At 66.5% G+C, this 21,726-nt stretch carries 17 protein-coding genes and 1 tRNA gene; 10 read left to right on the top strand and 8 right to left on the bottom strand.

What is annotated here, in order from left to right:
• Positions 1-255 precede the first annotated feature (255 nt).
• From AC4GYU_RS01730 to AC4GYU_RS01715, 4 genes are all read left to right on the top strand, one after another.
• Positions 256-1,368: an S-(hydroxymethyl)glutathione dehydrogenase/class III alcohol dehydrogenase gene (locus tag AC4GYU_RS01730; protein WP_491085182.1), complete on the top strand. Its 1,113-nt coding sequence runs from the start codon at positions 256-258 to the stop codon at positions 1,366-1,368.
• Between the two features lie 15 nt (positions 1,369-1,383).
• Positions 1,384-1,773, top strand: a complete 390-nt coding sequence (locus AC4GYU_RS01725; RefSeq protein WP_491085181.1) for a VOC family protein — start codon at positions 1,384-1,386, stop codon at positions 1,771-1,773.
• The gene (gene fghA, locus AC4GYU_RS01720) at positions 1,773-2,609 is read left to right on the top strand and encodes an S-formylglutathione hydrolase (protein WP_491085180.1); all 837 of its coding nucleotides are present in this window, start codon (positions 1,773-1,775) and stop codon (positions 2,607-2,609) included. The genes AC4GYU_RS01725 and fghA overlap by 1 nt, the downstream gene beginning before the upstream one ends.
• 176 nt (positions 2,610-2,785) lie before the next feature.
• On the top strand, positions 2,786-6,994 hold the full coding sequence (locus tag AC4GYU_RS01715; RefSeq protein ID WP_491085179.1) for a beta strand repeat-containing protein: 4,209 nt from the start codon (positions 2,786-2,788) through the stop codon (positions 6,992-6,994).
• A 106-nt stretch (positions 6,995-7,100) separates the two neighbouring features.
• Here the strand turns inward: AC4GYU_RS01715 and pgl are convergent, their stop codons facing one another.
• The 3 genes from pgl to AC4GYU_RS01700 form a co-directional block, all read right to left on the bottom strand.
• On the bottom strand, positions 7,101-7,802 hold the full coding sequence (gene pgl / locus AC4GYU_RS01710; protein ID WP_491085178.1) for a 6-phosphogluconolactonase: 702 nt from the start codon (positions 7,800-7,802) through the stop codon (positions 7,101-7,103).
• A gap of 92 nt (positions 7,803-7,894) precedes the next feature.
• Positions 7,895-9,112: an MFS transporter gene (locus AC4GYU_RS01705; protein ID WP_491085177.1), complete on the bottom strand. Its 1,218-nt coding sequence runs from the start codon at positions 9,110-9,112 to the stop codon at positions 7,895-7,897.
• Positions 9,109-10,170 carry a LacI family DNA-binding transcriptional regulator gene (locus tag AC4GYU_RS01700; RefSeq protein WP_491085176.1) on the bottom strand — a complete coding sequence of 354 codons (1,062 nt, stop codon included), beginning with the start codon at positions 10,168-10,170 and terminating at the stop codon, positions 9,109-9,111. The genes AC4GYU_RS01705 and AC4GYU_RS01700 overlap by 4 nt, the downstream gene beginning before the upstream one ends.
• Positions 10,171-10,294: 124 nt before the next feature.
• On the opposite strand from AC4GYU_RS01700, the gene AC4GYU_RS01695 reads away from it, so the two are divergent.
• The 3 genes from AC4GYU_RS01695 (at position 10,295) to AC4GYU_RS01685 (ending at position 16,364) form a co-directional block, all read left to right on the top strand.
• Positions 10,295-13,012 (top strand): TonB-dependent receptor, encoded by a 2,718-nt coding sequence (locus AC4GYU_RS01695; RefSeq protein WP_491085175.1) that lies wholly within the window; start codon positions 10,295-10,297, stop codon positions 13,010-13,012.
• A 63-nt stretch (positions 13,013-13,075) separates the two neighbouring features.
• Positions 13,076-13,927, top strand: coding sequence for a glycoside hydrolase family 16 protein (locus AC4GYU_RS01690; RefSeq protein WP_491085174.1), 852 nt, complete (start codon positions 13,076-13,078; stop codon positions 13,925-13,927).
• 37 nt (positions 13,928-13,964) lie between these two features.
• Positions 13,965-16,364 (top strand): glycoside hydrolase family 3 protein, encoded by a 2,400-nt coding sequence (locus AC4GYU_RS01685; RefSeq protein WP_491085173.1) that lies wholly within the window; start codon positions 13,965-13,967, stop codon positions 16,362-16,364.
• Between the two features lie 107 nt (positions 16,365-16,471).
• Here AC4GYU_RS01685 and AC4GYU_RS01680 read toward each other — a convergent pair.
• Positions 16,472-16,558 (bottom strand) — tRNA-Leu (locus AC4GYU_RS01680).
• Between the two features lie 119 nt (positions 16,559-16,677).
• Here AC4GYU_RS01680 and AC4GYU_RS01675 point away from each other — a divergent pair.
• The 3 genes from AC4GYU_RS01675 (at position 16,678) to AC4GYU_RS01665 (ending at position 18,949) form a co-directional block, all read left to right on the top strand.
• Positions 16,678-17,631 (top strand): complex I NDUFA9 subunit family protein, encoded by a 954-nt coding sequence (locus AC4GYU_RS01675; RefSeq protein WP_491085172.1) that lies wholly within the window; start codon positions 16,678-16,680, stop codon positions 17,629-17,631.
• A gap of 3 nt (positions 17,632-17,634) precedes the next feature.
• Positions 17,635-18,435, top strand: coding sequence for an undecaprenyl-diphosphate phosphatase (locus AC4GYU_RS01670; RefSeq protein WP_491085171.1), 801 nt, complete (start codon positions 17,635-17,637; stop codon positions 18,433-18,435).
• A 73-nt stretch (positions 18,436-18,508) separates the two neighbouring features.
• Positions 18,509-18,949, top strand: coding sequence for a hypothetical protein (locus tag AC4GYU_RS01665; protein ID WP_491085170.1), 441 nt, complete (start codon positions 18,509-18,511; stop codon positions 18,947-18,949).
• A 76-nt stretch (positions 18,950-19,025) separates the two neighbouring features.
• Here the strand turns inward: AC4GYU_RS01665 and rplQ are convergent, their stop codons facing one another.
• The 4 genes from rplQ to rpsM form a co-directional block, all read right to left on the bottom strand.
• Positions 19,026-19,451 (bottom strand): 50S ribosomal protein L17, encoded by a 426-nt coding sequence (rplQ, locus tag AC4GYU_RS01660; protein ID WP_491085169.1) that lies wholly within the window; start codon positions 19,449-19,451, stop codon positions 19,026-19,028.
• A gap of 113 nt (positions 19,452-19,564) precedes the next feature.
• On the bottom strand, positions 19,565-20,650 hold the full coding sequence (locus AC4GYU_RS01655; RefSeq protein ID WP_491085168.1) for a DNA-directed RNA polymerase subunit alpha: 1,086 nt from the start codon (positions 20,648-20,650) through the stop codon (positions 19,565-19,567).
• 80 nt (positions 20,651-20,730) lie between these two features.
• The gene (rpsK, locus tag AC4GYU_RS01650) at positions 20,731-21,120 is read right to left on the bottom strand and encodes a 30S ribosomal protein S11 (protein WP_029941296.1); all 390 of its coding nucleotides are present in this window, start codon (positions 21,118-21,120) and stop codon (positions 20,731-20,733) included.
• A gap of 71 nt (positions 21,121-21,191) precedes the next feature.
• Positions 21,192-21,560, bottom strand: coding sequence for a 30S ribosomal protein S13 (gene rpsM, locus AC4GYU_RS01645; RefSeq protein WP_491085167.1), 369 nt, complete (start codon positions 21,558-21,560; stop codon positions 21,192-21,194).
• Between the last annotated feature and the right edge of the window lie 166 nt (positions 21,561-21,726).

The following is a 21,726-nucleotide window of genomic DNA, read 5'->3' as shown; positions in this document are numbered from 1 at the left end:
TTCCGAACGCCACGACGGCCAGTGTCACGCCAAGCCGCGCCGAAGCGCGTTGCAAATAGTTCAGCGCAAAAGCCTCCCGCCCCGTCCGGACCCCCGCCCGGAAAAACTGTTGAAGCGCGGTAACTTACGGACGGAAAAGGCGGTTGCAAGCGGATTCTGGGCGCCATTTTGGCACGCTTTGACGATACCTGCACCGGGTTTACCGGCGGGGTCGGGCTGTGCCACGAGGGCTCGCATCAGGAGAGACGATTTCCCATGAAGACCCGAGCCGCCGTTGCCTTCGCCCCCAAGCAGCCCCTCGAGATCGTGGAGCTCGACCTCGAAGGCCCCAAGGCGGGGGAAGTACTGGTCGAGATCAAGGCGACCGGAATCTGTCACACCGACGCCTACACGCTCGACGGGCTGGACAGCGAAGGGCTGTTTCCCTCGGTCCTCGGGCACGAGGGGGCGGGGATCGTTCGCGAGGTCGGCGCCGGCGTGACTTCGGTGAAGCCCGGCGACCATGTCATTCCCTTGTACACTCCCGAATGCCGCCAGTGTAAGTCGTGCCTGTCGGGCAAGACCAACCTCTGCACCGCGATCCGCGCGACCCAGGGCAAGGGACTGATGCCCGACGGAACCAGCCGGTTCAGCTACAAGGGCCAGACCATCTTCCATTACATGGGCTGCTCGACCTTCTCGAACTTCACGGTCCTGCCCGAGATCGCGGTCGCGAAGATCCGCGAGGACGCGCCCTTCCAGACAAGTTGCTACATCGGTTGCGGGGTCACCACCGGGGTCGGCGCAGTGGTCAACACCGCCAAGGTCCAGGTCGGCGACAATGTCGTGGTGTTCGGACTGGGCGGGATCGGCCTCAACGTGATCCAGGGCGCGCGCCTCGCGGGGGCCAACCGGATCATCGGCATCGACCTCAATCCGGACCGCGAGGAATGGGGTCGCAAGTTCGGCATGACCCACTTCCTGAACACCAAGGGCATGAGCCGCGACGAAATCGTCGCTAAGATCGTCGAGCTGACCGATGGCGGTGCCGACTACAGTTTCGACTGCACCGGCAATACCGAAGTCATGCGCACCGCGCTCGAATGCTGCCACCGCGGCTGGGGCACCTCGATCATCATCGGCGTCGCCGAAGCGGGCAAGGAGATCGCGACGCGGCCGTTCCAACTGGTCACCGGGCGCAACTGGCGCGGAACCGCCTTCGGCGGCGCCAAGGGCCGGACCGACGTTCCCAAGATCGTCGACTGGTACATGGACGGAAAGATCGCGATCGATCCGATGATCACGCATGTCCTCGACCTCGAGGACATCAACAAGGGTTTCGACCTGATGCATGCGGGCGAGAGCATCCGCGCCGTCGTCGTCTATTAAGAGAGGGGTACAGCCATGTTCAGTCACGTCATGATCGGCTCGAACGACATCGAGCGGTCCAAGAAGTTCTACGATGCCCTCTTCACCGCGATCGGTGGGCGCGAGGGTCGCGTCGATCCCAAGGGCCGCGTCATGTACCTCAAGGACGGCGGCATCTTCATCATCACCAAGCCGATCGACGGCCAGCCCGCGACCCACGGCAACGGCTGCACCCTTGGCTTCACCGTCGCGAACCCCGAGCAGGCGCATGCCTGGCACGAGGCGGGCATTGCCGCCGGCGGCACCCCGATCGAGGATGATCCCGGAGTCCGTTCGGGCATGGGGGTCGACCTCTACCTCGCCTATCTGCGCGACCCCGACGGCAACAAGATCTGCGCCATGCACCGGATGCCGCAGCCCGCCTGATGGTCGAGATCGTCAGCGAGGCGCGGAGCCATGGCGGGCGCCAGCTCGTGCTTCGCCACGACAGCCGGGCGACCGGCACTTCGATGACCTTCTCTCTCTTCCTGCCCCCGCAGGCGGAGAGCGGGACGGTCCCGCTGGTCACTTATCTTTCAGGGCTGACCTGCACCCACGCCAATGTCACCGACAAGGGTGAGTATCGGGCGGCCTGCGCCCGGCTCGGGCTCGCCTTTCTCGCGCCCGACACCTCGCCGCGGGGCGACGGGGTGCACGACCAGGAAGGCTGGGACATCGGTCTCGGCGCGGGATTCTATGTCGATGCGACCGAGGCGCCCTGGTCGGCGCATTATCGCATGTGGTCCTATGTCACCGAGGAACTGCCGGCGCTGGTCGCGGCCGAGTTCCCGATGATCGATCAGGGCCGGCAGGCGATTAGCGGGCACAGCATGGGCGGGCACGGCGCCCTCACGATCGCGCTTCGCCATCCCCTCCGGTTCCGGGCGGTCACGGCCTTCGCGCCCATCATCGCGCCGTCTCGGGTGCCATGGGGAGAGAAGGCCTTTTCCGCCTATCTCGGGTCCGACCGACGCGCCTGGGCAGCCCACGATTCGGTGGCCCTCCTCGACGGCGGGGCGCGGACCGCCGAGATCTTGGTCGATATCGGAGATGCCGACCCGTTCTTTGAACGCGAGCTTCGCCCCGACTTGCTCGAGCGGGCCGCACGGGCGGCTGGCCAGGAGCTGCTGCTGCGGCGGCGAAGTGGCTATGATCACAGCTATTTCTTCATCTCGACCTTCATGGCCGAGCATATCGAGTGGATGGCCGATCGTCTGAAATGAGTTTCATATCGGAGCCGAAAGTTTTCGGCTGACCCTCACCTGTATTGTAGCTAAAGTGCCACAGTGTTTTGCTTTGTCATGAAGCAAGGAAACTCGCGGCGGTAACCGTCGTTAGGAAAGTGCCGATTAAACGGGGGCGGGCGCCGTCGCGCGCGTCCTTTTCAGGGGAGTAAATAGTGACAACACGGACAACCAAGCTCGCGCTGCTCAGCACCGCGTCGGTCGCTGCGGCGGCCTTTGCCCTTCCCTCGGCCGCGGCCGCGCAGACGGTCTGCCAGGCTGCTCCGCCGACCACCACCACGGCGATCACCTGCATCAACAACACGGTCGTCGTCGCGACGGGCACGACCAATGCGACCGCCGGTCCCGGTGTGATCAATTCGCAGGGCCTGAGCCTCACCTCGACCGGTGACCAGACCACCACGCTTAACGTCACCGGCCAGTACATCACCAACGGCGACAATGCGGTGCGCGCGACCTCTGGCGGCGCGATCAACCTCACCGTCAACGGTGTCATCAAGACCGACGGCATCTCGGCTGCGGGCGACGCCTACGTCCTCAATCCGACCACCACGCTGAATGCGCAGCTGGGCGACATCTTCACCTACGGTTCGAACGCCTTCGCCGTTAACGCGTCGGGCGGCACCAACCTCAGCATCAGCACCGGCACGATCGGCACTTTCGGCGGCGACAATGCGATCGGCGTCTTGGTCACGGGCAACACCGGCACGACCAACATCACGACCGGCAATGTCGTCACGACCGGCAACGGTATTCTTGTTGCGAACGGAAGCACCGCCGCGACGACCATTAACGCTGCGGGCGTCACCACCGTTGGCGATGGCTACGACGCAATCCTGGTCAACACGCAGGGTGCGGTCTCGGTCACTGCCGGTGCGGTGAAGGCCAATGGCCTCGACGCCGATGGCGTGGACATCACGACCCCGGGTGCGGTGACCACCAACATCGCCAGCATCGAGACCACCGGTGACGATTCGGTCGGCCTGCTCATCCAGGGCGGCGCTGGCAACGTCCAGGCGGGCTACGGCACCATAACGACAGGCGGTAACGGCGCCAGCTATCCGGTGCTCATCACCACCACCAGCGGCAACATCAATGTCACCGGCACCAGCGTGGCAGCCTTCGGCACCGACCAGATCGGCATCGCGCTCAACTCGACCAGCGGCGCCATCACCGGTTCGACCGGCAACATCACCATGGTCGGCGACAATGGTCGCGGCCTCGTCGTGAACGGCGCGGGCGGCGGGATCGTCAACCTGACGACCGGCAACCTCCTCACCACCGATGACGCCGTGGTCATCGACAATGGTGCGGACGCCATCATCCTCGTGACCGGCACCGGCACCACCTCGCAGGATGATGCTCCGGTCATCACCCTGACCAGCACCGGCCCGATCACGCTCACCACCGGTGCGCTGAAGACGACCGGCGCGAATAGCTTTGGCGTTCTCGTCAACGGCGGTGCGGGTGCGATCAACACCAACGTTGCGTCGGTCACCACCGACGGCGCCAATGCCGACGGTATCGTTCTCAACGGCACGGGCACCATCACCTCGACCAGCGGTCCGCTGCTGATCCGCGGTGCGGATGCCGCCGGCCTCGTCATCAACGGCGGCGCGGGCGCGATCACTGCCAACTACGGCAACATCACCACGCTTGGCACCGGCGCTGCGAATGCGCTGCTGATCAACTCGACCGGTACGGTCGCGCTGAACGGCACGGGCACGCTGCGCAGTGATGGCGCGGGCGTCACCGCCGCCGTCATCAACAGCGCGGGCGTTACCGGCAACCTCGGCAACGTCGTCAGCACTGGCGCCGGTTCGGCGGGTGCGGTGATCACCTCGACCGCTCCGGTCAACCTGACCGTCGGCACCGTCACCACCACCGGTAACGCGCTGACCGTCAACGCCGGTACCAACAACGTCACGCTCACCACCGGTGCCGTGACCGCGTCGGAGCTGGGTGCGACCGGTACCGTGATCAACTCGACCGGTGCGATCGCCTTCAACGGCGGCCTGCAGCGCGCGAACGGGGCCGATGCGCTCCAGATCAACGGCGGTGCGGGCGCCATCACGGCGACCGTCGCCGGTGCGAACACCACCGGTGCGAACGCCGACGGCGTCCAGATCGCCGGCACGGGTGCGGTGACCTTCACCAACTCGGGCACGATCACCACCACCGGCGCGACCTCGCGCGGCGTCGCCATCTCGGCCGGCACCGGCACGATCGCCTGCGGCAACATCACCACCTCGGGTGCGGGTTCGACCGCCTGCGACGTGGCCGCTGCGGGTAACACCACCGTCACCGGCAGCACCATCAGCACCACCGGTGCGGGCGCCGACGGCATCAACGTGGTCAACACGGCCGGCACCACCACCGTGACCGGTGGCACCACCACCGTCTCGGGCGCGGGCTCGATCGGCATCGACGTCGCCACCACCGGCACCGGCGCGGTCACCGTCAACACGGGCGTGGTCACCTCGACCGCGACCAATGCGGCGGCGGCACCGGACTTCGCGGCAGTCCGCGTCGTCTCGGGCGGCCCGGTCACCGTCAATGCCACTGGCAACGTCTCGGCGGCCGCCGGTTCGGGCATCTGGGCCCAGTCGGCCTCGACCTCGACCGTCGTCGTCAACAGCGGCGTCACCGTCCAGGGCCCGACCGCGATCACCCTCGGTGGTGCGACCGGCAACAGCCTGACGGTCAACGGCACGATCCGCAGCACCACCACCGGTGCTCCGGCCTATGCCGTCGTCGGTGGTCCGCTGACGCTCACCCTCGGCGCCAACGGCTCGATCGTCGGTCCGCTGGCCTTCACCGCCGGCAACGACACCTTCATCAACAACAACGCCAACTATGTTCAGACGGGGACGATCGACTTCCTCGCCGGCAACGACACCTTCACCAACAATGGTGGATTCACGCACGGCGGGATCATCCAGTTCGGCGCCGGTGCTGACGTGCTCAACAACAACGGCACGTTCAACGCCAGCTCCGCGGCTGCGATCGACTTCGGCGCCGACGTGGACGTCTTCAACAACGCCGGTACGCTGAACCTGCGTGACGGGGCCCGGACGCTCGCCAACCTCGAGACGTTCAACAACCTCGCCACCGGTCTCATCGACCTGCGCGACGGGGCGGCCAACGACACGCTGACCATCAGCGGCAACTACGTCGCGACCTCGGGCGCTCGCCTCGGGATCGACGTCGTCGGCAACGGCACCGTGCTCACCGCCGACCGCCTGGTCATCGGTGGCACCACGACCGGCACCACCACGGTCCTCGCCAACATCATCAACCCGGTGGTGGACCCGACCGGTGCGCTGATCGTCGACTCGACGCTCAACAACATCGGCGCCGGTGCCTTCGTCCTCGGCAATGCGGCGAACGGGCTGATCAACTACAGCCTCGTCAACCGCTCGGGCGACGTGTTCCTCGTTTCCAACCTCGATCCCTCGACGCTGGACCAGCTGTTCGTGGGCCGTATCGGCAGCGACCTCTGGTATCAGTCGGCCGAAGCCTATCAGGCCTACGCCATGAGCCGCCGGATCGACTACGGCAACGAGCGCAAGCACCCGCTCGGCATCTGGGCGCAGCTCTATGGCTCGCGTGACAAGTATGGTGACAGCAGCCGTAGCGTGAGCGTGTTCAACACGACGCTGACCTCGAACAACCGCTTCGAGACCAACCGTCGTGGTGCGCAGGCTGGCCTCGACTTCGGTGCCTCCAACTTCCTGGTCGGCGTCACCGCCGGCTACGAACATGCCAAGGGCGACTCGTCGCTCGGCACGGAGCTGGACGCCGAGGGCTACAACTACGGTGCCTATGCGCAGTTCGGCGCGAAGCAGGGCCTCTATGCGGGCGTCCTCCTGAAGCGTGACACCTACGACCTGCGCGTCGCCAACAATGCCATCGCGCTTGGCTCGGCTCGTCCGGACGGCCGCAGCACGGGTATCGATGGTGAAGTCGGCTTCCGCTTCGGCAACCCGGGCGGGATCAACTTCGACGTTGGTGCTGGCCTGAGCTACGTGAAGAGCAAGATCGACGACTACAGCTTCGGCAACGTCAACTTCGACGACGCCGGCTACAAGAGCACTCGCGGCCGCCTGCAGGCCCGGGCCACCTTCGCGGGTGCGATCGCTCCGTTCGTGGACGGCAAGATCTTCCACGAGTTCAGCGACAACAACGCGATCACGGTATCCTCGGGCAACCTGGTCGGCGAGATCGACGACGGCAAGCGCGGCACCTGGGGCCGTGTCGAGGCCGGTCTCGGCGGCGGCGCGGGCGGTGGTCCGCTCCTGTCGGCGTGGGTCGATGTCGGCAATGTCCGCGGCTGGGGCGTTCGCGGCGGCTTCCGCTTCTAAGCGGGGTCACCAGTCCAAAAGAGAGGGCGCCGGGAGTAATCCCGGCGCCCTTTTCTTTTGCCCGATGGAAAAGGCGGCGCCGAACGGGGCGCCGCAAGTGGCCCGGTCAGGGGGCCCAGTGAATATCGATCGGCTGTTCGGCCTCGGCCAGCAGGCGACCAATCGGGAGGCGGCTCGACTGGCCGTCGCGGATCGCGCCCTCGAGCAGGGCGCGCTTCTCATCACCCTGAATGGTGATGATCAAGGTCCGGGCCGAAAGGAGGGCCGAGCGGGTCAGGGTGACGCGGGCGACCGGCGCCTCGGCAGGAAGCGGATCGGGGCGCACGCCCACCGCACGCCGGGCCTTGGGCGCGTCCAGCGCATTCTGCATATCGGGGCCGGCGAAGATCGACGCCGTGTGCCCGTCGCCGCCCATGCCGAGCCAGACGAGGTCGGGCGGCCAGGGCAGGTCCTGAAGCCGGGCGTCGGCAATATTGCCAGCCGCTTCGACGTCGTCATTCTCGCCGCCGATCGGGATAACCCGGGCGCCGGCACGCATGAAGCGCTGGGCCAGCATGCGGGCATTGCTGAGTTCGTGGTCGACCGCGACGAGGCGCTCGTCGGTCGGGATGATGGTGACCTTCTTCCACGGCAGCTTGGCGGCGACCAGCTTGTCGAAGATCGGAAGCGGAGTCTTGCCGCCGGGCAGCGCCACCAGCGATGCGTCACGCGCGTCGATTGCGCTGTCGATGATGAAACCGACGTCGCCAGCTACCGCATCGGCCATTTCGGCGACATCGTCATACTCCCACCATTCTGCCTCGATCATCGCTCCGCTCCCTAATGAAATTTGAGGCTGCCTTCGCGTCTGCCCCGGGCGGGGTCAACTGCCTTGGGCTCGGCGGGACGGCAGCTGCGACGTCAGGCGACGCTCCGGATCCGGCTCACGAGAAGACAGGCGGCGATCGCGCCCCCGGCCGCTGCGACCAGCAGGATGACGAGGCCCGCCGCCGGCAGCGCCGCCGCGGCGGCAAGCGCCAGCGAGGGCGTGATGATCGCCGGAAGGGTGTTGGTGAGGTTCATCACGCCAAGCCATTTGCCGCGGCTGGGGCTCGGCGAGAGAAGGGTCGCGACGAGCGCGCCGTCGAGCGAGAGGAAGATCGTCAGGCCGCCGCTGAACAGGCAATAAGCGAGGACCAGCCAGTGCCAGGACGGGGTCGCCGCGAGAATGACGAGGCCGATCGCAAGCGCGAGCCCGCTCGCCATCATCGGCAGTCGTCGTCGGGCGATCCGGTCGGACAGATAACCCGCGGCGAGGGTCGCGATGGCGGCGACCACTGCGGCGACGGTCAGCAGCCAAGAGAGTGCCGAGGATATGGGCATCGGCACGCGCGCACTCGCGGGAAGGCCGGCGAGCAAGACATAGAGATAATGGATGACAAGCGCGGCACCGCATTGGACGAGGAGCCGCGCGCTCCAGGCGAGCCAGAAGTCACCCAACGGGATGGCCCTTTCTCGGGCTGCGTCTGGGGACGGGCTGGCAGGAAACGCCGGCCGGGTCGGCCAGAAGATCAGCAGCGGAAGTACGCAGGCGAGGATGGCGACCGCCACTATTGCGAAGGCGGCATCGCTGTCGCGCGGCCACCAGAAAGCGAGCAGCCCCGAGGCCGCAGTCGAGACGGGGAGGGCGAGGGTCAACCAGGCGGTCACCCGGCCCTTGCGCTCGTGCGGCACGTAATCGGCCAGGAGCGCGCCCAGCGGCGCGAACATGAGGTTGAGCGCGAGCTGGAAGGCGATGACCGCGGCAAGGAGGAGCGGCAGATCGTGCGCAAGTGCAAGCGCGCCATAGCTTACCGCCAGGGCGCCGAGCCCGAGGGCAATGGGGAGGCGGCGGTTTCCCCGCCGGTCGAAGACATGATCGCTCCAGCGTCCGGCGGCGAGATGCGCGATGCTGGCGGTGATCCCGCCGACGAGCAGGGCGATGCTGAGCTGACGGATCTCGTCGCCCGGCGCGAGAGTCGCCACGCGGCGGGGTAGAAGCAGCACGAGCAGCGGCATGAAGCCGAGGTGCGCGCCGAGGAAGGCGAGGGGATAGAGAAAGGCGAAGGCGCCGTCGTTCGACCGCGCGCCGCCGCTCATCGCGGGGCCGGGCCGGTGGTTTCGCGAAGGACGAGCTTGAAGGGAATGGAATAGGAGCCGAGGCCCCCCTGGCCCGCGCTGGCGGCGATGAGGCGCTCGCAGGCTGTTGCGATCATCTCGGCGGTCGGCTGGCGGATTGCGGTCAGGGGCGGGACGCTGAAGCGGACCCCCGGCGTATCCTCGAAGCTGATGATCGACAGCGCTGCGGGGATGGCGAGATCACGCCGGCCCGCGACATGAAGCGCGGCGAAGGCCATTTCGTCATTGTCGGCAATGATTGCGGTCGGGCGGTCATCGAGGTCGAGCCACCCGCCGACGACGTCCTCCGCCGTCGCGAAGTGGAAGTCGCCGTAGCCGACGATAGACGGTGCCTCACCGACGGTCGCGAGGGCGCGCCGATAGCCCTCGATCCGGGAACGCGAATTGGCATAGGCCGGGTTGCCGGCGAGATAGGCGATCCGGCGATGACCGAGCGTCAGCAGATGCTCAGTCGCCTCGAAGGCGGCGGCTTCCTCGTCCATGAAGACGTCGACGAAGCTCTCGCCGTCGCGGCGGCCGATCCGCGCACAGGGGATGGACCGGCGGGCGAGGAGCTCGAGCAGATCGTCATTGTCGCTGTGCGGCGGGGTCAGGATGACCCCATCGGGACGAAGCGCGGCGAGAACGTCGGAGAGTTGCTTGCGGCTTTGCGCGGGATCGGTGTCCACCAGTTCGAACAGCATATGATAGCCGTGGCGCTGGCACTCGGTCATGCCGCCGAACAGCATCTGGTCGACCCAGTCGTTGCCGCGTCCGGCGGACCAGTTCTCGATCGTCCTCGCGCGGTCGTTGACGGCAAGGATGAGGTAGGAGCGACCCCCGCCCATGCGCCGCGCGCTGAGGTTGGGGACGTAGGCAAGCGCCTCGATCGCCTGCTCGACGCGCTCGCGCACCTGCGGCTTCACGTTGGGCGAGCGATTGACCACGCGCGACACCGTCTGGCGCGACACGCCCGACAGGCGTGCGACATCCTCGATCGTCGCGTTGCGCGTGTGCCTGGGTTCGCTCGTGCCTTCCACGGTGACTGGAATGCCACTCCCGGAGCGTTTTGTGAACGTTCATATTTGTGTCTTGTGAGCGCTCACAATTCGCGATAGCCATGTCTACGCTGAGAGTCGGAGACCCAGCTTGGAGGGGCACATCATGAAGAACGTTCGGCTTAGCCTGGCCGCGAGCACTGCGCTCGCCGCTTTCCTCTTTCCTGTCGCGGCGCACGCCCAGAACGCGCCCGTTGCCGAGACGGCAACCGCGTCCGAGGACAAGCCGGTCGATCAACCGACCAAGGACGACGCTGCGGACGAGAAGGATTCGACCGTCGTCGTGACCGCCGACCGCCGCCAGCAGAATCTTCAGGATTATGCCGGCACTGCCGCCGTCTTCACCGGCGACGCGCTGAAGAAGCGCGGCATCCAGAACATCTCGGACATGAATGATGTCCTCCCCGGCCTGACCGTTGCCAACAACGGGATCAATCGCGAAGTCTGGATCCGCGGCATCGGCTCGTCGAACAACACCGAACTCGGCGACCCCGCCGCCGCGACCCACTGGGACGGCGTTTACCTGCCGCGTCCGTCGGGCATCGGCTCGGCCTTCTTCGACATCCAGCGAGTCGAAGTGAACGTCGGTCCGCAGGGCACGCTTCGTGGCCGCAACGCGACCGCCGGCTCGGTCAACGTCATCACCTGGAAGCCCGGTCTCGGCGTGTGGGATGCCGAGATCGAGGGCGAGTATGGCAACTACAACCAGAAGACCGTGCGCGGCATGATCAACGTGCCGGTGGGCGACAAGATCGCCCTCCGCTTCTCCGGCCTCGCGCTCAGCCACGACAGCTATTACAAGAATGTCGGTCCCGTTTCGGACATCGACGTCGCCGAAGCCGAGGACAATGTCGCGGGCCGCGCGCAGCTGCTGTGGGAGCCGACCGACAATCTGCGGATCCTCGTCGCCGGCGACTACATGCACGAGACCGGCACCGGCTGGACGGGCAGCAACTATGCCAATCCACTCGGCGAGGGCATCGACCCCAATGACATCAAGGATCCGCGCGCGGTCGTCGCCCGGGCCTTCACGCCCGACCTCGACATCAAGCATCGCGGCATCCGCGGCGAGATCGGCTACGACTTCGGCGTCGCCAAGCTCGACTATGTCGGCAGCTACCGCCGCGTCACGTCCGACTACATGGCCGCGACACCGATCGCGCCTTACTATGACGGCATCCTCGAGAATCTCGCCGAGTTGCCGGGCACGCTGGAGGAAGAGCTCGACAATTGGTCGCGCTTCGAATCGTTCAACGATTCCAAGTCGCACTATCACGAGATCCGGCTGCACAAGGACACCGGCCCGCTGATCTGGAGTGTCGGCGCCAACTACTTCAAGGAAAACCAGTACGCCTTCCTCGGCTCGACCGGCGACCGCGGACTGTTCTTCCAGGGCATCGAATTCAACATGCCCGACGTCAATGCGAAGAGCTACGGCGTCTTTGCCGACACGACCTACTCCGTGACCTCCAAGGCGCGGGTCACTGCCGGTGTCCGCTGGACCGACGACCGCAAGAGCCGTGAAGGAACCGCGGCCCGCTACGGCTTCGCGCTGGGCGACGGCAACTTCAACTGCTGCGGCGGCGTCCGCGTCGGCACCGAAGGCTTCCAGTTCGCGATCAAGGATCGCACCATCTTCAATCCCGACACGAACAATGACGGCGTCGTGTCGGATGCCGAAGTGGTCAATTACTACTTCAATGGCGTGAAGCGGTTCGGCGTTCGCGACAATATCGACAACATCTTCGCCAACGGCCCGTTCGGCTATGTGCCGGGTGCCAACCCCCCGTGCCAGGACACGATCACCGGCGACTTCTTCACCTGCAACGGCTTCGAAGGCTCGGGCCAGTTCACCTACGGTGTGCCGTTCCAGGGGCAGATCTTCCGCCAGAGCGGAAAGATGCGCCAGAAGTTCTTCGACTGGCGCCTGCGCGGCGAATATGACGTCACCAAGGACAATCTGCTCTATGCCTTGGTGACCACCGGTCACAAGTCGGGTGGCTTCAACGACAACCTCGGCGACCTTGGCGTCGCGCCGACCTACAAGCCGGAGAAGGTGACCCTCTACGAGCTCGGCTCGAAGAACGTCTTCTATCTCGGCAGCGTCCGGACCAAGCTCAACGCGACCGTCTTCTACAACGACTACAAGGACCAGGTCCTGACTTCGTTGCTGTCGGTGGCGCAGGCGCTCGATCTGTCCAACCTGCCCGGTGCCGAGCTGCCCGAGAACAGCAGCGGTGCCCTGGTGGTGAGCTACAGCTACAATGCCGCGGACTCGCACATCTCGGGCTTCAACGTCGAAGGCGGGTTCGACCTGCCGTACAATCTCAACCTCAACTACAACCTGCTCTACCTCGACGCGAAGGTCGACAAGGCGGACCCGATCCAGGACTTCCGCTACCAGGCCGACGTGGCGCCGGACGATGCGATCTTCCGGTCCATCGACAACAAGCGGCTCCCGCGCACGCCCAAGTGGCAGATGAACGCCTCGCTCTCGCAGACCTTCGACGTCGGCCCGGGCAAGTTCGATTATGTCCTGTCGGCGGGCTATCGCTCGTCGCAATATATGACGATCTTTAATGGCGAGGACTTCACCCCGCTGACCCCGGAGCGGCGCCTCGACGACAAGGTCGGAAGCTACTGGACCTTTGATTTCGGCGCCGGCTACAGCCACGGGGCCAATGGCAAGCTGCGGATCGAGGGGTACGTCAACAACCTGACCAATGCGGTGCACGAGAGCGCGATCATCATCACGCAGTTCGACAACACCCGCTTCTTCACCCGCCCGCGCACCTTCGGTGGCCGGGTCCGGTTGAAGTTCTAGTCAGCATGCGGGGCGGCCGGGGTGACCTGGCCGCCCCTTTTTCTACGATGCGGGAGGCGCAGGATGTTTGAAGCCCTTCTCCTGACGGCAGCGGCGACCGGGGTCTCGGCCGCGCCGCCTGCACCCACGCCCCACGCCAATCCACCGGGCTACACTCTCGTCTTCGCCGACGAGTTCGACGGCAAGGGATTGCCCGATCCGGCCCGCTGGGACTTTGCGACCGAGGGCAATGCGAGCGCCTGGGGCAATCAGGAGAAGCAGCATTATACCGCGCGCCGGCTCGAGAATGCCCGGGTCGAGGATGGCCGGCTGATCATCGAGGCGCGGGCCGAGAAGCTGCCCGATGCCGCGGGCAAGGCCTATTCGTCGGCACGCCTCGTGACCCGGGGCCGCGCGGCCTGGACCTATGGCTTCATCGAGGTCCGGGCAAAGCTTCCCTGCGGCCGCGGCACCTGGCCGGCCATCTGGATGCTGCCCGAGGACCCCACGGTGAAATGGCCGCAGGGAGGCGAGATCGACATCATAGAGCATGTCGGCTTCCAGCCGGGGAAGATCCATCACTCGATCCATACGGGCGCGTTCAACTTCGCCTCCGGGTCACAGAAGACCGCCGCGTTCGATGTCCCGACGGCCTGCACTGATTTCCACCGCTATCAATTGATGTGGACCCCGACATTCATGGTGATGGGCGTCGACGACGAAGCGCGCTTCATGTTCAAGAAGGTCGCCTCGGGCCGCGATCGCTGGCCGTTCGACAAGCCGATGCATCTCCTTCTCAACGTCGCGGTCGGCGGCACTTGGGGCGGACAGCAGGGCATCGATGCCGCCGCCTTCCCGGCGCGGATGGAGATCGACCATGTCCGCGTCTACCAGCGCCAGCCCGGCCCCGAGGGCAGTGCCGCTGCTGCCAAGTGATGCGCCTCATTCCCCGCTTATTCGCCGGAGCCAGTCTATGAAGTCCCGTCGGGCGCTTGTTGCGCTTTCCCTGCTCCTTGCCGGCTGTGCGACTGTCCCGCCGGCCGCGGGTCCGACTGCGGCCCCCGCGGTAACCGCCGCTTCGAACGAGGCGAGGATCGCCGACCTGCTCGGTCGGATGAGCGTCGAGCGCAAGGTTGCGCAGATCGTGATGCCCGATATTTCGACGATCACGCCCGAGGATGTGAAGCGCTACCGCTTCGGCACGATCCTCAACGGTGGCAACAGCGGTCCGGGCGGCAATGACAAGGCCCCCGCCGCCGAGTGGATCAAGCTGGCGGACGCGATGTGGGACGCCTCCACCGCCCCGATGGACGATGGCGGGCCGATCATCCCGCTGCTTTGGGGAACCGATGCCGTCCACGGGCACAACAATGTCCCCGGCGCGACCGTCTTCCCCCACAATATCGGTCTAGGCGCGACCGGCGATGCGGACCTCGTCCGCCGGATCGGTGAAGTCACCGCCGCCGAGATTGCGGTCACCGGCATCGACTGGACCTTCGCGCCGACCATCGCCGTCACCCGCGACGACCGCTGGGGCCGCACCTATGAAAGCTACGCCGAGGATCCGGCGCTCGTCTCCACGCTCGGCGGTGCGATGGTCGAAGGGCTCCAGGGTCGCCCCGGGAGTTCCTCCCATCTCGACCAGCGCCACGTCCTTGCCACGGCCAAGCACTTCTTCGGTGACGGCGGCACGGGCGGGGTCGACCAAGGCAATACGCGCGGCGACCTCGCGGCGCTGAAGGCACTTCATGCTTTGCCTTATCCAACCGCCATCGCGGCCGGGGTCGAGACGGTGATGGCAAGCTTCTCGTCGATCAACGGCGAGAAGATGCACGGCAATCGCGCGCTTCTCACCGGCGTGCTGCGGGACGAGATGAAGTTCGGCGGCCTGACCGTCGGCGACTGGAATGGCCACGGGCAGATCCCGGGCTGCACCAACACCGACTGCCCGCAGGCGCTGCTAGCTGGGCTCGACGTCTACATGGCGCCCGAGGAGTGGCGCGGCCTCTACGACCGGCTGGTCGCGCAGGTGAAGGACGGCACCATCCCCATGGCACGCCTCGACGAGGCGGTCGCCCGGGTGCTTCGGGTCAAGCTTGCCTATGGCCTGTTCGACAAGCCGCGGCCCTCGTCGCGGGTGCTCGGCGGAAAGCTCGAGCAGCTCGGCAGCGCGGAGCATCGGGCGGTGGCGCGCGAAGCGGTGCGCAAGTCGCTGGTGCTGTTGAAGAACGACGGGGCGCTTCCGCTGCGCGCCAATGCAACGGTGCTCGTCGCCGGTGCGGGCGCTGACAATGTGCCGATGCAGGCGGGCGGCTGGTCCATCACCTGGCAGGGCGGGGGCGACCTCATCAACGCCGATTTTCCGGGCGCGACCAGCATCTATGCGGGGATCGCCGCCGCGCTCCGCGAGGGCGGAGGCCGTGCCATCCTCGCGCGGGATGGCAAGACGGCCGAGAAGCCCGATGCCGCGATCGTGGTGTTTGGCGAGGAACCCTATGCCGAATTTTCCGGCGACCGGAAGGACCTCGCCGTCCGGGACGAGGAGAGCCTCGCGCTGGTCCGCCGCCTGAAGCAAGCCGGCGTTCCGGTCACGGCGCTGTTCCTTTCGGGGCGGCCGATGTGGGTCAACCCGATGCTGGCCGAAGCCGACGCCTTCGTCGCCGCCTGGCTTCCGGGGAGCGAAGGAGCGGGGGTCGCCGATGTCCTGATCGGTGACGATAGCGGACGGCCGCGCCACGATTTTTCGGGACGCCTCTCATTCAGCTGGCCGGCGCGCTGCGATGCCGACGCCGGCAACGGGACCGACGGCCAGCCGCTGTTCCGGCGTGGCGAGGGCTACGGCTATGCCGCGCCTGCCCCGCGGAGGACCTTCGCGACCGATTGCGCCCTTCTCGTTGCCGAGCAGCAGGAAGAGCAATTGTTCGGCAAGGGCCGCCTCACCAAGCTGGCCATCGACGCCGTCGATGAGCGCGGCACGGTGGCGCTACCCAAATGGCTCGGAAGCAGCCAGGGCGGCCTCCTGACGATCAAGGGCGTCGATCGCACGGCGCAGGAAGATTCGCGCCTGCTCACCTGGACCGGTCCCGCCAGCCTGACCTTGCGCAGCGATGCGGCCGGCCAGCGAGACCTGGTAATCGATTATGCTGTCGATCGCGGACCGAGCGGCCCGGTCACGCTGGGCGCGTCGCTCGACCTGCAGCAGACGCTCCGCGTGGCCGAGGGCAAGGGCTGGCGGCAGATGCGGCTCCCGCTGCGTTGCCTCGGCACCGCACCCTGGACGCTGAAGGCGAGCGGCCCGCTGGCGATGCGGATTTCCGCCATCAGCCTCGTGCCGACCGCCGGCAGTGCCGCGGACTGCAAGGGCATTTTCTAGGAGAACGGTGAGGGTGCCGCTGCCGGACACCGGCGGCGGCGCCTGCAGCGCTGTACTGCTCTTTTGATGCAGGGGAAGGCAGCGCCATCGCGCCACCCTGGTCTCCATGGTGCCCAGGAGAGGACTCGAACCTCCACGCCCTTGCGAGCGCCAGCACCTGAAGCTGGTGCGTCTACCAATTCCGCCACCTGGGCACAGGAGCAAGTCTGCGATTTCTCGCTGGTAGGCGGCGGCCACTAGAGGGCGGGGGGATAGGCTGTCAACCTGCTTGAGCGCCTTGTCGCTCTTGGTCGGCGACGCTAGGGCGTTGCGCATGACGGCGTCGGACTGGCGAGAGCGCATTATCACCGTTTTCGGAGGCGGCGGCTTTATCGGCCGTTATGTCTGCGAAGTCCTGTTCAAGACCGGCGTTCGGGTGCGGGTCGCCCAGCGAACCCCGCGCAATGCCTTCTTCCTGCAGCCGCTGGCCGCGGTCGGGCAGCTCGACCTGGTGCGGGCCGACTTCACCCGCCCCGACAGCCTCGAAGCGGCGATCGACGGGGCCTGGGGCGTGATCAATCTCGTCGGTGCCTTCGATGGCAAGCTGGAGGAAGTTCACGGCCAGGCGCCGGGCCGGATCGCCGAGATTGCCGCCGCCAAGGGCGCCAACAGCCTCGTCCATGTGTCCGCGATTGGCGTAAGCGCCGACAGTGCGTCGCGGTACGCGCGGACGAAGGCCGCGGGCGAAGCGGCGGTGCGCGCCGCCTATCCGGCCGCGACCATCGTCCGGCCGAGCGTCGTCTTCGGCCAGGAAGACCAGTTCACCAACCGTTTCGCCGCGATGAGCCGCCTTCCGGTGTTGCCGGTCATTGGCGGCCGGACGAAGTTCCAGCCGATCTTCGTGCGCGACCTCGGCGCCGCGATCGCCAAGGCGGCGCAGGCCCCCGAGCGTTATGCCGGCCAAACCTTCGAGCTTGGCGGCCCGGATGTCATGACGATGCACGAGCTCAACCGCGCCATCGCCACCGCTGCGGGGCGCTCTCCGGAGGTCATCGACCTTCCCGATTTCATCGGCGACGCGATGAGCCGCATCGGCTTCCTCCCGGGCGCGCCGCTGACGCGCGACCAGTGGATCATGCTCCAGCGCGACAATGTTGCGACCGGACCGGGCCTCGAGGCCTTCGGTATCACCCCAACGCCGCTCGCCTCGGTCGCCCCCGAATGGCTCGACCGCTTCCACAGCGGCGGCCGCTTCGCCAGCCGTCGCTCGCAAGTCAGCGCTGGCTGACCGGTGCCGATCCTCTGGCTCGTCGTCATCCTCGGCATCGTCGAGGGCCTGACCGAATATCTGCCGGTTTCCTCGACGGGGCACCTGATCCTTGCCACCGAATTGCTCGGCTTCGATGCCGACCGCTGGGCGCTGTTCAACATCGCGATCCAGCCCGGCGCGATCCTCGCCATCGTCGTGCTCTACTGGCGGACCTTCTGGACCGTCGCGCGGGGCCTGCTCGGGTGGGAGAAGGGGGCGGTCATCTTCACCCGCAACCTCCTCGTCGCCTTTTTCCCGGCGGTGGTCGTCGGCCTGCTCCTCGATGACGTGATCGAGAGCCTGCTGGGCAACGCCGAGGTGGTCGCCTGGGCGCTGATCATCGGCGGGTTCGGGATCCTCGCGGTGGAGCGCTGGGCCAAGACCGAGCCGACCGGCGGTATCAGCGGGGTCAGCCTCAAGCAGGCCGTGGCCGTCGGCGTCGTCCAGTGTCTCGCGATGATCCCGGGCGTCAGTCGCTCGGGTGCGACCATCCTCGGCGCGATGAGCTTCGGGGTCGACCGCCGGACGGCGGCCGAGTTCAGCTTCTTCCTCGCGGTGCCGACGTTGACCGGCGCGACCGTGCTCCAGCTCGCCAAGCATCATGCTCAGCTCGATACCGGCATGGTTCAGTGGATCGCGCTGGGGGCGTTGGTGTCGTTCGTGGTCGCGGTGGTGGTCGTGAAGGCGTTCATCGCCATCGTCACCCGCTATGGCTTCGCGCCCTTCGCCTGGTACCGCATCGTCGCCGGCGCGGCGGCGCTGGCTTGGCTGTCGGTGCGCTGAACCCTCGTTCAGGCAAGGCCAAGGTGGCCATGCTAAGCTCCTCGACACATTGGCTGATTCGAGGAACAGACAAATGCGAGGCATGATCATCGGCGCGCTGCTCGGCGCGATTGCGGTGCCGGCCGCGGCGCAGACCTACCCGCAGCCCTATCCGCTCCCCCCGACGGCGAGCCTGCCGCCGGAGATCAGCGACGGGCGGACGCTGGACCAGCTCGGCAACATGGTCGGGGCGCTCACCAAGGCCTTTCTCGACATTCCGGTGGGCGAGGTCGAGGCGGCGGTCGAGAACCGTCCTGCGACCCGTGCCGACCGCGCCAAGACGGTGCGCTCGGTCACCGGCACCAACGAGCGCGAGCTCGATCAGCAGATCGAGGAAAGCAAGGTTGCGGTGAAGTCCGGTGGGCAGGCGATCGCCCGCTCGCTGCCGGTCATTCGTGACGCGCTCAACCGCGCTGGGGACGAGATTGCGCGGGCGACCGCCAATGTCCCGCAGCCGGGTTATCCGCGCCGCTAGGGACTGACGCAGGGCAAAAGAAAAGGGCCGCCCCGGAGATGTCCGGGGCGGCCCTTATTCGTTTCAGGCTGGTGCCTCAGGCGGCCAGCTGATCGTCCTCGTCGTCGGTCATGACCGGGCCCGAGTCCTGGCCCTTGGCCGAGACGTCGCGGTCGACGAATTCGATGATCGCCATCGGCGCCGCGTCCGACTGGCGGATGCCGGCCTTGATGACGCGGGTGTAGCCGCCATTGCGGCCGGCGTAACGCTCGGCCAGCACGTCGAACAGCTTCACCAGCTGGGCGTCGTCGAGGAGACGGGCATGGGCCAGACGACGGTTGGAGAGACCGCCCTTCTTGGCGAGCGTGACCAGCTTCTCGGTGTAGGGACGGAGTTCCTTCGCCTTGGCGAGGGTGGTGGTGATCTGCTCGTGCTTGATCAGCGCCGCCGCCATGTTCCGGAACAGGGCCGCGCGGTGGGCCGAGGTGCGCTGCAGCTTACGGCCGCCAACACGATGTCGCATGTGTATCTTCCTTCTTACGTTCGTTCGGGGGCCGTACGAGGTACCCCGGACCAGGCAGACTTGAGGGGCTGCCCTTCACCCTTGTGCCCCGGCACGAGGCCGGGGCGAACGGATCAGCCGAGCATTTCCTGCTCGAGCTTCTTGGCCATCTCTTCGATGTTCTCCGGCGGCCAGCCCGGGATGTCCATGCCGAGGCGCAGGCCCATCGAGGCAAGGACTTCCTTGATCTCGTTGAGGCTCTTGCGGCCGAAGTTCGGCGTGCGGAGCATCTCGGCCTCGGTCTTCTGGACGAGGTCACCGATGTAGATGATGTTGTCGTTCTTGAGGCAGTTGGCCGAACGGACCGACAGCTCGAGCTCGTCGACCTTCTTGAGAAGGTAACGGTTGAGCTGATTGGTGTCGGTGGTCTCCGGCACCGCGCCGCCGCCCATCGGAGCCGACGACGGAATTGCCTGGCCGATCATCGGCGAGGCCGCGCGGTAGCTCTGGTCGTCGAAGCCGACGAACAGGGCGAGCTGGTCCTGGAGGATGCGCGCGGCATAGCCGACGGCTTCCTCGGGGCTGATCGTGCCGTCGGTCTCGATGGTGAGCGTCAGCTTGTCATAGTCCAGTTCCTGGCCGACGCGGGTGTTCTCCACCTTGTAGGCGACCTGGCGGACTGGGCTGTAGAGCGCGTCGACCGGGATGAGGCCGATCGGCGCATCGACCGGGCGGTTGGCGGCAGCGGCAACATAGCCCTTACCGACGTCCGCGGTCAGTTCCATGTTGAGCGTCGCGCCCTGGTCGAGGTGGCAGATGACGAGATCGGGGTTGGTGATCTCGATGTCGCCCGAGGTCTGGATCTGGCCGGCGGTGACTTCACCCGGACCAGTCGCGGTCAGGTGGAGACGCTTGGGGCCTTCGCCTTCGAACTTGAGGGCGATCTGCTTCACGTTGAGCACGATGTCGGTGACGTCCTCGCGGACACCGGCGAGGCTCGAGAATTCGTGCAGCACGCCCTCGATCTTGATGGAAGTGATCGCGGCGCCCTGGAGGCTGGAAAGAAGCACCCGGCGGAGCGAGTTGCCGAGGGTCATGCCGAAGCCGCGCTCGAGCGGCTCGGCGACGAACACGGCCTTGCGGCGCGCGTCACCCGCGGGCTTGCGCTCCAGCGCGTTCGGCTTCTTCAGTTCCTGCCAGTTCTTTGCGTTGACGGCCATTTTGCTTCCTTGGCAGTGCGGGGACCGCGTCCGGTCCCCTGGAGGTTCGGTTCAGTGCGTTTGAGCGAGGCGTCGCGCGCTTAGACGCGACGACGCTTGCTCGGACGGACGCCGTTGTGCGGGATCGGGGTCACGTCGCGGATCGAGGTGATCTGGAAGCCGACGGCCTGGAGGGCGCGGAGCGCGCTCTCGCGGCCCGAACCCGGGCCCTTGACCTCGACCTCGAGGGTGCGGACGCCGTGGTCGGCAGCCTTGCGGCCCGCGTCCTCGGCAGCGACCTGCGCGGCGTACGGGGTCGACTTGCGGCTACCCTTGAAGCCCATCATGCCGGCGCTCGACCAGGCAATCGCATTGCCCTGCGCGTCGGTGATGGTGATCATGGTGTTGTTGAAGCTCGCGTTGACGTGAGCCACGCCAGCCGAGATGTTCTTGCGCTCGCGGCGCCGAAGGCGCTGAGGTTCGCGTGCCATATCCTACTATCCTTATCCGTTCGTCCTGAGCGCGAGGCTCGAAGGACGTGAAGCTGCGATGACGAAGAAGCTTACTTCTTCTTGCCAGCGATCGGCTTGGCCTTGCCCTTGCGGGTGCGCGCATTGGTGTGCGTGCGCTGGCCGCGGACCGGGAGGCCCTTGCGGTGGCGCAGGCCACGGTAGCAGGCGAGGTCCATCAGCCGCTTGATGTTCATCGCGGTCTCACGGCGGAGGTCACCCTCGACCGTGTGATCGGCGTCGATCGCTTCGCGGATCTGGAGGACTTCCTGGTCCGACAGGTCCTGGACGCGGCGCTCGGGCGCGATGTTCAGCTTGGCGGTGAGTTCCTTGGCCTTGGTGCGACCAATGCCGTGGATGTAGGTCAGCGCAATCTCGACGCGCTTGTTGGTGGGGATGTTGACCCCGGCAATACGAGCCATACGGTGTCGTTTTCCTTCGAGTTAGCTCCACGGGACGGCACCGTGCCGACCCATCTCGTCGCTCACACCCGCATTCCGGACCAAGGCTAACGCCAAAACGGCGGACGCAACGAAGCGCCGCCGGGACCGGAGGAACGGGATGGCGCGCAGATATGCTGCGGGGGGC

The sequence above is a fragment of the Sphingomonas sp. SP2 genome (genome assembly GCF_058313385.1).
Note: the sequence above shows the minus strand (reverse complement) of the source record. Positions and strands in the feature narration are given on the sequence as shown.